Origin of the sequence: Pseudonocardia spirodelae (genome assembly GCF_037727765.1) — a bacterium.
Lineage (GTDB): Bacteria > Actinomycetota > Actinomycetes > Mycobacteriales > Pseudonocardiaceae > Pseudonocardia > Pseudonocardia spirodelae.
In genome coordinates this window covers 155791-168562 of sequence record NZ_JBBJUP010000003.1, presented here as the reverse complement: position 1 = coordinate 168562, position 12772 = coordinate 155791, and the positions used below count along the sequence as shown (strand labels likewise).

Annotated in this window: 9 protein-coding genes; 2 read left to right on the top strand and 7 right to left on the bottom strand. The window is 74.8% G+C overall.

Annotated elements, in window-relative coordinates; translation table 11 throughout:
* Positions 1-9: 9 nt before the first annotated feature.
* The 7 genes from WJX68_RS04855 to WJX68_RS04825 all read right to left on the bottom strand — a co-directional run bounded on the left by WJX68_RS04855 (position 10) and on the right by WJX68_RS04825 (position 8463).
* Positions 10-1014 (bottom strand): CgeB family protein, encoded by a 1005-nt coding sequence (locus WJX68_RS04855; RefSeq protein ID WP_340286382.1) that lies wholly within the window; start codon positions 1012-1014, stop codon positions 10-12.
* Positions 1011-2348 carry a lipopolysaccharide biosynthesis protein gene (locus tag WJX68_RS04850; protein ID WP_340286380.1) on the bottom strand — a complete coding sequence of 446 codons (1338 nt, stop codon included), beginning with the start codon at positions 2346-2348 and terminating at the stop codon, positions 1011-1013. Before WJX68_RS04850 ends, WJX68_RS04855 begins: the two co-directional genes overlap by 4 nt.
* A complete protein-coding gene (locus WJX68_RS04845; RefSeq protein ID WP_340286378.1) occupies positions 2345-3493 on the bottom strand; it encodes a glycosyltransferase family 4 protein in 1149 nt (382 codons plus the stop codon). Before WJX68_RS04845 ends, WJX68_RS04850 begins: the two co-directional genes overlap by 4 nt.
* On the bottom strand, positions 3490-4614 hold the full coding sequence (locus tag WJX68_RS04840; protein ID WP_340286376.1) for a glycosyltransferase family 4 protein: 1125 nt from the start codon (positions 4612-4614) through the stop codon (positions 3490-3492). The genes WJX68_RS04845 and WJX68_RS04840 overlap by 4 nt, the downstream gene beginning before the upstream one ends.
* Positions 4611-5459 (bottom strand): glycosyltransferase, encoded by an 849-nt coding sequence (locus tag WJX68_RS04835; protein WP_340286374.1) that lies wholly within the window; start codon positions 5457-5459, stop codon positions 4611-4613. Before WJX68_RS04835 ends, WJX68_RS04840 begins: the two co-directional genes overlap by 4 nt.
* 38 nt (positions 5460-5497) lie before the next feature.
* On the bottom strand, positions 5498-6946 hold the full coding sequence (locus WJX68_RS04830; protein ID WP_340286372.1) for a sugar transferase: 1449 nt from the start codon (positions 6944-6946) through the stop codon (positions 5498-5500).
* Positions 6947-7353: 407 nt separating this feature from the next.
* A complete protein-coding gene (locus tag WJX68_RS04825) occupies positions 7354-8463 on the bottom strand; it encodes a glycosyltransferase (RefSeq protein ID WP_340286370.1) in 1110 nt (369 codons plus the stop codon).
* A gap of 522 nt (positions 8464-8985) precedes the next feature.
* Here WJX68_RS04825 and WJX68_RS04820 point away from each other — a divergent pair.
* Together WJX68_RS04820 and glxA are read left to right on the top strand one after the other, a co-directional pair.
* Complete coding sequence (locus WJX68_RS04820; RefSeq protein ID WP_340286368.1) at positions 8986-10812, top strand: glycosyltransferase family 2 protein; 1827 nt, start codon at positions 8986-8988, stop codon at positions 10810-10812.
* Entirely contained in the window at positions 10809-12758 is a 1950-nt protein-coding gene (gene glxA, locus WJX68_RS04815; RefSeq protein ID WP_340286367.1) for a radical copper oxidase GlxA, read from the top strand. The genes WJX68_RS04820 and glxA overlap by 4 nt, the downstream gene beginning before the upstream one ends.
* Positions 12759-12772 lie beyond the last annotated feature (14 nt).

Genomic DNA, 12772 nt, shown 5'->3' with positions numbered 1-12772 from the left:
GGGGCGGGCTCAGGCGAGCGCGTCGGTGATCTCCCGGGCGCGGTCGCGGTAGCGGTGCCCGCCGCCGGTGATCCGGCGGTGTCCCGCCCGGGCGACCTCGGCGACGCCGCCGGGGTCCTCCGCGCAGCGCGCCAGGATCGCCTCGAGCTCCCCGGGGGAGGAGAACAGGAAGCACTCCGACCCGTCGTCGAGCAGCTCGGCGTGCTCGTCGGTGCGCTCCCCGACGAACAGCCCGCCCGCCGCGGGGACCTCGAACGTGCGGCAGGTGTGGGTGTCGCGGTTGTCGGAGTTGAGCAGCACGAGGTTGGCCCGCACCTGCGCGACGACCGCGGAGAACCGCTCGCCGTACACCGGCCCGGCGACGGTCGCGCCGGTGCCGCGCAGCTCCGGGACCGCCCGCCAGCCCGGCCCGCGCACGAGCATCCGCCCGCCGTGCCGCCGCGCCAGTGCGACCGTGGAGTCGCGCCGGTCCGGCCGCAGCGCGCCGACGAAGCCGACGAGGTAGCAGCGGTCCTCCCGGCGCGCGACGGGCCGGTGCCAGGCCGGGTCGTAGGCGCTGCGCACGAACAGCACCCGCGCGACCCCGCGCGCGGTCAGCTCCGCCACGTTGTGCCGCTTGGTCGTGACGACGAGGTCCCACTCCCGCTCGTGGCGCAGGTAGGCGGGGGAGGTGTTGACCGGGTTGGAGACGTCGTCGGGGCTGTAGTGCACGTGCCGTCCCGCGGGGGTGGCGAGCAGCCGGGCCTGGTCGAGGTGCATCGCGTTGAACGCGAGGAGCACGTCGGGGCGCAGCGCCGCCGCGGCCTGCTCGACCCGGCGGTGCACGGCCTCGACGTCCCACGGGGCGCGGCGACCGGTGGCCCGCTTGTAGAGCCACGGCGGTGACAGCCGCCGCGGCAGCGTGACCGGCGTCGAGTCGACGACGACGACGTCGTGGCCCGCCTCGCGGAACCCGTCGGCGAGCGAGCGGGCGTTGCTGCCCGTCCAGTCGTCGCCCACGAACAGGACCTTCACTCCGGTCCTCCCCGGGGTCCGGGGCCGGGGCCCGCGGCCGGCGGCGCGGGGGCGGCGGCCGGCAGCACCGCCGCGGCGCCGGGGGCGGCGGGCGGGAGCTCGCCCGCGGCGTCGCGGGCGGCCAGCACCCGCATCCGGGCCGCGTACCACAGCGCGGCGGTGGCCTCGCTGGCCAGCGTGCCCCACACCAGCACCCACACCGACCGGGCGTGCAGGGCGAGCAGCAGGAACCCGGCGGCGACGACGGTGCCGAGCACCGCGCCGACGAGCACGCCGGTGGTGTCGCGGCGCACGGTGAGCACCGCCGTCGTCACGAAGGAGGTGACCGAGGTGAACGGCAGGATGAACGCCTCGAGCCGCAGCAGCGGCACCGCCTCGCCGAACGCGGGCCCGAACACCACCCGCACCAGCAGCGGCGCGGCCAGCCACAGCGCGGCCGCGACCAGCAGCGCGACCGCCGTCGTCGCCGCCAGCGCCTTCACCGCGCGCGGCCAGAAGCGGTCGCCGTCGGCGACCCGGGCCATCCGCGGCAGCAGGGCGAAGCCGATCGGGTCGAGCAGCGACTGCAGGGCGCGCACCATCCGGTCCCCGGCGGAGAACAGCCCGAGCGAGGCGGCGTCGAGCACCGAGGCGTACACGGTGCCCGAGCCCTGGCCGTAGCTGGCGATGAGCAGCCGGCTGGTCAGCACCGGACCGCCCAGGCGCAGCACCGCGCGGACGCCGGACGGCCGGCCCGGCGTGCCGTAGGTGCGGGTGCTGGTCCACCAGGTCAGCACGATCGCCGGGAACGAGGAGACCAGCAGGCAGAGCAGCGCCACCCACGCGTAGGGGAAGTGCGGGAGCAGCCCGACCAGCAGCACGAGGTAGAGCGCCCGGCCCACCGCCTGGTAGGCCATCGACGTGCCGAAACGGCCCTGCCCGATCAGCACCCAGTCGTCGGACATGGCGAACAGGCCACCCGCGACCAGTCCGAGCAGCACCATCAGCGCGAGCTCGGGGACGCCCGCGAGAAGCCCGGCGGCCAGCCCGGCGAGCAGCACCGACAGGATCGTGGAACGGATCGCGAGATAGGTGCCGCGCAGCCGCCGGACGTCGCCGCGGGGCACCTCGGCCGACAGGAACTGGGCGATGCCCATGTCCACCAGCAGCGACCCGATGAAGTACGCCGACATCCCGACGGCCAGGTGCCCGACCCCCTCGGTGCCGAGCAGCCGCGCGCTCAGCGGCACCGTCACCGCGGTCACGACGTACTGCCCGTACTTGCCGAAGCTGACGAACCCGATGTCGCGCAGCACCGTCAGCGGGCGCATGGAGCGGGCGTCCTCGACGCTCACCGGAGCACCTCCCGCCGCTCGCCGACGACACCGGCCAGGAAGCGGGCGACGTCGGCCGCGGTCCGGTCGACGCCGAACCGGCCCGCGGTCCGCTGCCCGGCCGCGGCCAGGCGCTCGCGCTCGGCGGGGTCGGCGAGCAGCCGGTCCAGGGCCGCGGTGAGTGCGGCGACGTCGCCGCCGTCGACGAGCAGCCCGTCGACGCCGTCGGTGACGATCTCCGACGGCCCGCCCGGCCGGGACGCGACGACCGCGCAGCCGGCCTGCATGCCCTCGACCACGACCTGCCCGAACGGCTCAGCGGTCGTCGAGCAGTGCACCAGCACGTCGGCGCCGCGCATGAGCTCGCCCGGGTCGTCGACGTGGCCGGTGAGCTCGACGGGCAGCCCCAGCTCGGCGGCGAGGCGCTCCAGCCCGGCGCGGTAGCCCTCCTCGCCGAAGAAGGTGCCCCCGACCAGCAGGATCCGGCGGGGCCGGTGCGCCGCGGCGGCGAGGGCGCGCAGCAGCACGTCCTGCCCCTTCCACGGGGTGAGCCGCCCGACCAGCACGACGACCGCGTCGGCGGCGGCCCGCTGCGGGTCGCGCCGCGGCGCCGGGCCCGGCTCGACGCCGGGGTGGGCGACGAGCACCGGCCGGTTCCCGGTGCGCAGCGTCTCCAGGGTGGAGCGGCTGTTGGCGATGTAGGCGTCGGGGACGACCCGTCCGACGGCGCGCACGGCCGGTGCGACGACCGGCCCGAAGAACTCCGCCGTCGCGCGGTCGTGGGCCTGCCAGACCAGCGGCAGCCGCGCGCGCCGGGCCGCGACCGCCCCCATGAGCAGCGCCTTCGTGGTCGTCGCGACGACCACGTCGGCGCGCCGGCGCACCGCGACGTCACCGAGGTCGCGGCCCAGCCGGGCCAGCGCGGCCAGGCCGCGGGCGAAGCGCAGCGGGTCCCGGCTGCCGATGCGCACGTCGCGGCCCAGCTCCTCGGCGAGCACGTCGGTGGCGATCCCGGAGGCCCGGGTGGTCGCGACCAGCGGGCCGGCCGCGGCGTAGACGGCGACGGGCTCGACCCCGGCGCCGGGCAGGGCGCGCATCAGCCGCAGCGTCGCGAGCTCCGCGCCGGACGGCGCGGCGGTGTGGGTGACGAACAGGGCCCTGGTCATGCGAGCTCGCGGTACAGGTCGCGGTGCCGCTCGGCGGCGGCCCGCCAGGAGAAGCGCTCGGCGTGCGCCCGGCAGGCGCCCGGGCCGGGACGGTCGCCGTCGAGGGCGGTGAGCAGCCGGGCGGCCAGCGCCTCGGGGTCGCCGGGGGCGACGACCAGCGACGGGTCGAGCCCGCGCACCGAGTCGGGCAGGCCGCCGCAGTCGGTGACGACCGGCGCCCGCCCGGCGGCCAGCGACTCCAGCGCGATCAGGCCGAAGCCCTCCAGCGCGACCGAGGGGACGACGGTCAGCGCGGCGCCGGCGTAGAGCCGGGCGAGCGCGTCGTCGCCGACGCGGCCGGTGAACCTCACCGACCCGGCGAGGTCACCGGCGGCGGCGCGGGCGCGCAGGCCCGCCTCCGCCGAGCCGGTGCCGACCACGACGAGGCGGGCCTGCGGGCGGGCCGCGGCGACCGCGCGCCACGCGTCGAGCAGCACGTCGACGCCCATCCGGTTCTCCAGGCGTCGCACGCACAGCACGGTCGGGGGCCCGGCGGGCTCCGCGGCCGCGGTGAACCGGCCGAGGTCGACGCCCGGCGGGACCACCCGGATCCGGCCGGCGGGCACGCCGTAGTCGGCGGCGAGCAGGTCGCGGAAGCGTTCGGAGAGCACGACGTAGGCGTCGGCCCCGGCGTAGCGGGCCCGTTCGGCCAGCCGCTTGGCCCGCACCGCGAGCCCGCCCGCCCCGGCGGCGGCGCTCTCCGCGGCCCACGGGCCGTGGAAGTGCACGACCAGCGACTGCGCGCCGTGCCGGTCGCGGGCCGGGCGCCCGTAGAGGCAGTAGTGCCGGTCGAGCACGCGCGGACGGGTGCCCGGCGCGGCCGCGAGCGAGCGCGCCACCCGGGCCCGGGTGCCGCCCGCGAACGGTCCCCACGAGCTGCCCCCGCGCGGCGGCTCGCCGTGCGCGGCGGCCGTGACGTCCACGCCGGGCAGGTCGCGCAGCGCGGTGAACAGGTCGGTGAAGTAGCGGTTCAGCCCGCCGGCGTTCGTCGCGAACCACTCCGACCCGGTCATGTGGACCCGGGGGACCGTGCCGGGCCGGGTCCCGCCGTCGCGGGCGTCCGCGTGGTGCAGGGTGCTCACACGACCTCCGGGCGGGCTCGGACGGTCGCCAGCGAGCGGACGCGGACGCGCTCCAGGCCGGCCCGGACCAGCCGGACGTCACCCGCGAGCAGGTCCGAGCGCCCGACGAGGCCGGGCAGGTCGCGGCGGAGCTGGTAGTTGCTGCTGCGCATCTCGCTGAGCTTGCTGAGCGAGGAGCGGGTGCGGCTGACGTTGAAGCGCGACTCCCGCCACGACGCCCCGTGCCCGGGGGTGCCGACGAACTCGCCGTAGCGCATGATCCGGGCGAACAGGTCGACGTCCATGCAGAACACGTAGCGGCCGCGGAACCCGCCGGCGCGGTCGAAGCCGGTGCGCCGCCACATGGTCGCGGCGGTCGGGGCGAAGTCGATGGGGCCGCGGCGCACGAGCGTCGCGACCAGCCGCCGCGACGGCACCCGGCCCAGCAGCCCGCCCAGCCCGAGGTCGCGGCCGAGGACCCGGCCGGACTCGTCGATGACCTCGTGGCGCGACGCGACGAGCGCGACGCCGGGGTCGGCGAGCACGTCGGCCTGCTCGGCCACGGTGCCGGGCCCGAGCAGGTCGTCGGCGCAGACCAGCTTCACCAGCTCGCCGCGGCTCAGCCGGACGGCGCGGTTCCAGTTGTCGCCCAGCGGCAGCAGCGCCTCGTTGCGGTGCACGACCACGCGGGGGTCCCCGACGGACCGGACGATGTCGCCGGTCCCGTCGGTGCTGGCGTTGTCGAGGACCAGCACCTCCATGTCGACGTCCTGGGCCAGCACCGAGCGCAGGGTCTCGGCGATGGTGCGGGCGGAGTTGTAGGCGGGGACGACGACGGAGATCGGGGCGCGCGTCGGGGACGACATCTCGTTCCTCGGGATCGGAGGGGCGGGGCGGGGGCGGGTCAGCGGCCGCGGGCGAGCAGGACCTCGGCGAACGTGCGCAGGACGATCTTCACGTCCAGCCACAGCGACCAGTTCTCGATGTAGTAGTTGTCGAAGCGGGCGCGGTCGGAGATCGGGACGTCGCCGCGCAGCCCGGACACCTGGGCGAGGCCGGTGAGCCCGGCCGGGACCCGGTGGCGGTGGGAGTAGTGCGGCCACTGCTGGGAGAACCGGTCGACGAAGAACGGCCGCTCCGGGCGCGGCCCGACCAGCGTCATGTCCCCGCGCAGGATGTTCCACAGCTGGGGGAGCTCGTCGAGGCCGGTGCGGCGCAGCAGCCGGCCGACCCGGCCCACCCGGGTGTCGTGCGCGATGGACCACCGCGTCGCGCCCTCCGTGCTGGTCGCCGGCTTCATCGTCTGGAACTTCAGGCAGACGAACGGCCGCCCGCCGCGCCCGATCCGTTCCTGCCGGAACAGCACGGCGGCACGGGTCTCGCGGCTGACCGCCACCGCGCAGACCAGCAGCAGCGGGGACAGCAGCACCAGCGTGACGCTGCTGACGGCGATGTCGAAGCTGCGCTTGATGAACCAGCGGGGGCCGTCCATGCGGGCCGACCGGACCCGCATGACCGGGACCGACCCGATGTGGTCGCCGGTACCGGACTGCTGCCAGAACTGGTGCAGCCGGGGCACGACCATGACGTCGCACTGGGCGCAGGACGGGTGGCGCAGCACGTCGAGGACCTGGGACTCGGTGAGCTCGCCGTCCGCGATGACGATCACGTCGGAGCCGGTGCGGCGGACGGCCTCGTCGAGCTGGTCGGCGTGCCAGACCTCGTCGCGGTCCGGGTCGCCGTCGACGAAGCCGACCGGGAGCAGCCCGTACTGGGGATAGCGGCGCAGCAGGGTGCAGAGCTCGCGGGCGAGCGCGCCGTTGCCGACGATCAGGGTGCGGTGCGCGACGATCCGCCGCCGCCGTCCGACGAGGATGATCCGGTTGGTCAGTACGCGGCCGAGCACGAACAGGCCCATCCCGGCGAGCAGCCCGGCGAGGATGGAGGTGACCTCGAGGTCGTCGTGGCGCACTGCGAACACGGTCGCGATGACGGCCCCGGCGGCGAGCACCCGGGTGAGCAGGCGCGGCAGCTCGTCGAGCACGCTGATGTGCAGGCGCGCCCGGTAGCGACCGCCCTCGGTGAGGAACAGCAGCGCCACCAGTGACAGGGCGAGGAAGCCCTTCCAGTGCTTCGGCGTCCACAGGGCGGGCGCCGCCAGCATCAGGGCGTCCACCGGCAGCACGATCATCCACGCCTGCAGCCGGCGCGCCGAGCGGATGCCGAGCAGCGGGCGCACCTCGACCGGTGGGCCGCCCCCGGGGGCCGTCTCCGTGCCGTCCGGACCGGGGTCCTGCCGTGGGCGCGTGCGGGCCGGTCGATCGGTGTCGCACACCGTTCCGGACTGCTGCATGGTCTCCACGTCCACCTCACCCGACGTCACTGCTCCTCCGCACGTCGGTCGTGACGGCCGGTCATCGGATCCGGGGAGTCACAGCACGTAGTACGGATGGCGGATCATCCGCCGCCTGCAGAGTCGCCACTGTCCCGGAGGGTGTTACCCAGGGTGGCCACATTCGTTGTCGCAGAAGCGAATCGGGCCCAAATTGGGCTGTTCGGGGCCGATCGCCGCACGGTGGGTAACAAAGTTGCGAACGCAAGGCAACACGGCGAAGGTCATCCGCACCGCGACGTCGGTCACAAGATCGTGCCGTGCGTGATCGTCCGGACACGATGTGTCCGACGAGGTCACCACGATGTCACCGCGACGACCACTGTCCGACACGATGGTGCGGGGTCGTCCGTCCGATGTGGCGAGACTTACACGCCGGCGGTGTCGTCGACGATCCGGCGCATCCGGCTGCGGAACTGCGCGCGGGAGAAGCTCTCGGCGTGGCGCCGCACCGCCGCCGGGTCGAACGCGCCGGGGTCGAACCCGCGCAGTGCCTCGGCGAAGCCGGCGACCACGGACTCGTCGTCGCCCGGGGGGACGAGGACCCCGGTGACCCCCGGGGCGATCGAGTCCAGCGCGCCGCCCTGCCCGAGCGCGACGACCGGGGTCGCGCACGCCATCGCCTCGACCGGGACGATCCCGAAGTCCTCGACGCCGGGCATGAGGACCGCGCGGGCCCGCCGGTGCAGGGCCAGGAGCTCCCGGTGCGGGACGCGCCCGAGGAAGCGGACGTCCGGGCCGGCGACGCGGCGGCACGCCTGCTCGCCGCGCCCCTCGCCGACCACGACCAGCCGCACCCCGGCCTCGCGGGCGGCCTCGATCGCGATCTCGGGGCGCTTGTAGGGCACGAGCCGCCCGGCGAGCAGGAAGAAGTCCTCCCGGTCGGTGCCGGGGTCGGGGGTGAAGGCCTCGGTGTCCACCGGCGGGTGCACGACCTCGGCGTCGCGTCCCCACCAGGCGCGGACCCGCCGGGCGACCTCGTGGGAGTTGGCGACGATCCGGGTCAGGCGCGGTGCCGCGGCCAGCTCGGCCCGGCGGGTGATGCGGGCCAGCGCGTCGAGTGCGGCGGAGCCGAGCCGTCCGCTCGCCTCGCCGGCGCGCATCCCGGTCTCCCAGGCCCAGCGGGCCGGGCTGTGCACGTAGGCGACGGTCGGCGCCGCGGTGGCGAACGCCGCCTGGGTGGCGAACGCGTGGTGGCTGATGACCACGGCGTCGGCCGGGTCGAGCCGCATCCGCCGGAAGGCCCGGGGGAACAGGGGGGTCAGCGGCGCGTAGGTGCGGCCACCGGTGAGCCGGTACAGATGGTCGACCCCGCTGGTGTGCAGCCGTCCCTCCAGGCCCGGCGGGACCCCCGCCGGGCGGCTCACCGGGACGTGCACCGGGGCGTCCGGCCACTCGCGCGCGAGCTGCTCGACGACGTGCTCGGATCCTGCGATCTCGGTGAACCGCTCGTGGACCAGGGCGATCCGCGCGCTCATGGGGTGCTGTCCTCCGGGGGGCCGCCGGGGCGGTGGGGAGTCCGTGAGGCGTCCGGCGCGGCGGGGGACGGCGTCGCGGCACGGCCTCACTCGGGTGTGCGCGGAGGTTACACCGGCGGGTCGGCCGGCCCCGGTGCGAGGACGGTCCGTTCGCCCGGCCGGACGACCCGCGCGCCGCCGCCGGGCCGGGCGGCGTCATCAGAACGGGGGAGGGAAACGGACGTCCCGGACATCCCGGTCCGGATCATCAGTGTTGATGACCTGGTGACGGTCCGTGCCGGGCCACTACGCCGAACGGCCCTGTCCTACTGCTGCCATCAGGATCAAGAAATCCGGACCTCCTGCTGCTGACACGGTATCTCGATCACGATTCGATCTCGGGCCGACGGCGGTCGGTCACCGGGCCGGACGGCCCCGGCGGGCGCGGTGGGTAACGGGGTCTCGGAAAGCGTCGATGCAGGGCGCACACGGCGGCGCTCCCACCACGCGCCGCCGGACCCGAGCCCAGCAGGAGGTACGCCGGTGACCGCGTCACCCGCGCCCGGCACGTCGCAGGACCCGCCGGGGATCGCCCCGCCCCTGGCGGGGGCGCGGTCGCTGCACGACTTCAGCCGGATCTCCGGCGAGATCACCGAGCCCCCCGCCGACGGGACGGTCCACCGCGTCCGCTACCGCAACCTGCACGACGGGCAGGGCCGCTCCCGCTGGGTGCGGACGCTGGCCATCATCGGCGCGAACGTGGCGTTCGAGGTGCTGTTCGTCGTCTGGCTGCTGCAGCCCTCGCACCACCCCGACGTCGACGAGCGCTGGTGGATCCAGGCCGCGAACGTCTTCGTCATCGGCTCGATCGCGCTGGTCGAGGGCCTGCGCCTGGTCAACGTGTTCTCGCTGTCGCTGGCCTCGGTACTCGCCCGCGACCCGGTCCCGGTGCGGCCCGACCCCGCGCTGCGGGTCGCGTTCCTGACCACGATCGTCCCCGGCAAGGAGCCGGTCGAGATGGTCCGGGCCACGCTCGAGGCCGCGCGGCGGATCCGGCACGCCGGCACCCTCGACGTCTGGCTGCTCGACGAGGGCGACGACGCCGACGTCCGCCGCATGTGCGCCGAGATCGGCGTGCGGCACTTCTCGCGCAAGGGGACCGCCGGGTACAACACCGACGGCGGCTTCTTCGCCGCGCGCACCAAGCACGGCAACTACAACGCCTGGGTGCACGCCGAGGGCCACCGCTACGACGTGTTCCTCTCGGTCGACCCCGACCACGTGCCGCTGCCCAACTACGCCGAGCGGATGCTCGGCTACTTCCGCGACCCCGACGTCGCCTTCGTCGTCGGCCCCCAGTGCTACGCCAACTGCGACACCTTCGTCACCCGGGCCGCGGAGTCCCAGCAGTTCCCGTTCCACTCGCTGATCCAGCGCGCCGCGAACGCCTACGGCATCCCGATGCTGGTCGGCACCAACAACGCCGTGCGGATCGACGCGCTGCTCACGGTCGGCGGCCTGCACGACTCGATCACCGAGGACATGGCCACCGGGCTCGCGCTGCACGCCCGGCGCAACCCGTGGACGGGCGCGCGCTGGCGCTCGGTGTACACCCCCGACGTCGTCGCGGTGGGGGAGGGCCCGTCGTCCTGGACGGACTACTTCTCCCAGCAGCTGCGCTGGTCGCGGGGCACCTTCGAGATCCTGCAGGGTGTCTTCCTGCGGCGGCTGCGCCGGCTCTCCCCGCCGCGGATGCTGCACTACCTGCTGATCACCACCTTCTACCCGTCGATGGCCGTCGGCTGGGTCCTCGGGGCGGTCAACGCCTCGCTCTACCTGGCGTTCGGCGTGTCGGGCATCGTCGTCCCGCCGGCGCTGTGGCTGGCGCTCTACGTCGACGCCACCGCCTTCCAGCTGTGGGTCTACGTGCGCAACCGCCGCTACAACGTCAGCCCCTACGAGAACGAGAACTCCAGCGGGATCCACGGGATGGCGATGTCGGTGCTGTCCGCGCCGATCTACGCGTCCTCGCTGGTCGCGACCGTGCTGCGGCGCCCGGCGCGGTTCGTGGTGACCCCGAAGGCCGAGGCGGCCAGCCCCGACCGGCTCGTCACCTTCGCCCGGCACCTGCGCTGGTCGGCGTTCCTCGCGGCGGCCATCGCGGCCTCGTTCGCCCTCGGCTACGCCAACCTCGACGTGCTCATGTGGCCCGCCCTTGCCCTGCTGATCTCGCTCGTGCCGATGCTGGTCTGGCTGGGCGGGCTCTGGCGCGACCGCGGCGCGGTCGTCACCGCCGCCGAGCTCGTCGAGCTGGTCCCCGACATCGAGCTGCCCGAACCCCGTGACGAGACGATCGGAGCCGTGGCGTGAAGCGCCTGCTCTCCCGGGCGGCGCGCGCCGTCCTCGCCCGCCGCCGCGTCATCGCGATGGTCGGCGTGCCGGCCGTGCTGCTGGCCGTCAACGCGCCGCCCGCCTTCGCCTGGATCTCCGAGGTCCGCCACGAGGCGTGGCTGCACAGCGCCGAGTACACCGCGGCGCACGGCCGCTGGGACGTCGTCGAGCTGCCCGAGGACGTGCGGATCAACGCCATCCACGCCGCGATGCTGCCGACCGGCAAGGTCCTGCTCGTCGCGGGCTCGGGCAACGACCAGGAGCAGTTCGACGCCGGCACCTTCCGGACCCTGGTCTACGACCCGGCCACCGGCGACACGAACGAGGTCGACACCCCCTCGGACCTGTTCTGCGGCGGCCACACCTTCCTGTCCGACGGCAACCTGCTCGTCGCCGGCGGCACCCAGCGCTACGAGGTGCTCGACGGCTTCGTGCAGCGCGCCGCCGGCGCCATGCGCATCCGCAACGAGAACCCCGACCGCGAGCTGCACCTGGACAAGGGCACCGGGTTCCGTGCCCCGGACGGGCGCACCTACGTGCTGACCAGCCCGGCGCACGTCATGGCCGCCACCAAGACCGGCGAGGGCGAGGGCACCGTCGTCACCGCGAGCGAGACGGTCGGCTTCGTCGAGTCCACCGAGGACGGCACCGCCGGCGTGACCGACACCCCCGCCCAGTACACGATCCCGTCGCTGTCGCCCGAGGACGCCGCGAACGTCTACGGCATGGGCGAGAAGATGACCATGGACAAGCAGGACTTCCAGGGCATCGCGGACTCCTACGAGTTCGACCCGTTCACCGAGACCTACGTCCGCGTCGGCGACATGACCCAGAAGCGCTGGTACCCCACGCTCACCGGACTCCCCGACGGCCAGGTCCTCGCCACCTCCGGCCTCGACGGCACCGGGCAGATCCTGCCCGGCCAGAACGAGATCTACGACCCCGCCACCAAGCGCTGGACCGACCGCCCGGACCTGTTCCGCTACTTCCCGACCTACCCCGCGATCTTCCAGACCGGCCGGCAGGGGCAGCTGTTCTACTCCGGCTCCAACGCCGGCTACGGCCCCGCCGACGCCGGGCGCACGCCGGGCTTCTGGAACCTCGCCGACAACTCCTTCGCACCCGTACCGGGGCTGCGCCGGCCGGACCTGATGGAGACCTCCGGGTCGTCGTGGGCCGGGCCGGTGCAGGACCAGCGGCTGGTCGTCGTCGGGGGCGGCGGGGTCGGCGAGTCGCCGGTGTCCTCGGCCCGCATCGACCGCATCGACCTCGACGACCCGGCGCCCGCGTTCACCCCGGGCCCGGACCTGCGCACCCCGACCCGCTACCCGAGCGTCGTGCAGCTGCCCACCGACGACCTGCTCATCACCGGCGGCTCGGCCGACTACCGGGGCAAGGGCAACTCCGACGTCCTGCAGGCGAACCTCTACCACCCCGGGACGAACACGCTGACCGCCGTCGCCGACCCGGCCGTCGGGCGCGACTACCACGCCGAGGCGCTGCTGCTGCCCAACGGCCAGGTGCTCACCGCGGGCGGGAACTCGCTGTTCAAGAACGTCGACAACACCAAGCCCGCGCCGTTCGAGCAGCGGTTGGAGATCTACACCCCGCCGTACCGGTTCCACGGCCCGGCGCCGGTGATCGCGACGGCGCCGAAGGAGGTCGCACTCGGCGCCACCATGACCGTGACCAGCCCGGACGCGGCCCGGGTCACCGGAGCGCGGCTGATCCGGCCCAGCGCGGTCACCCACGCCACCGACATCGACCAGCGCTCGGTGCGCCTGGACCTCGCCCGCGGCCCGGACGGCTCGCTGCGCCTGGGGGTGCCCGGCGAACCGGCGCTCGTCCCGCCCGGCTGGTACATGCTGTTCCTGCTCGACGACGCCGGTGTGCCGTCGACGGCGACCTGGGTGCACGTCAGGTGACACACTCCCTCCTC

Excerpts from the sequence above, each read along its gene's own strand:
- WJX68_RS04830 (WP_340286372.1), bottom strand. The coding sequence starts at position 6,946 with ATGCAGCAGTCCGGAACGGTGTGCGACACCGATCGACCGGCCCGCACG.
- WJX68_RS04825 (WP_340286370.1), bottom strand. The coding sequence starts at position 8,463 with ATGAGCGCGCGGATCGCCCTGGTCCACGAGCGGTTCACCGAGATCGCA.
- WJX68_RS04835 (WP_340286374.1), bottom strand. The coding sequence starts at position 5,459 with ATGTCGTCCCCGACGCGCGCCCCGATCTCCGTCGTCGTCCCCGCCTAC.
- WJX68_RS04845 (WP_340286378.1), bottom strand. The coding sequence starts at position 3,493 with ATGACCAGGGCCCTGTTCGTCACCCACACCGCCGCGCCGTCCGGCGCG.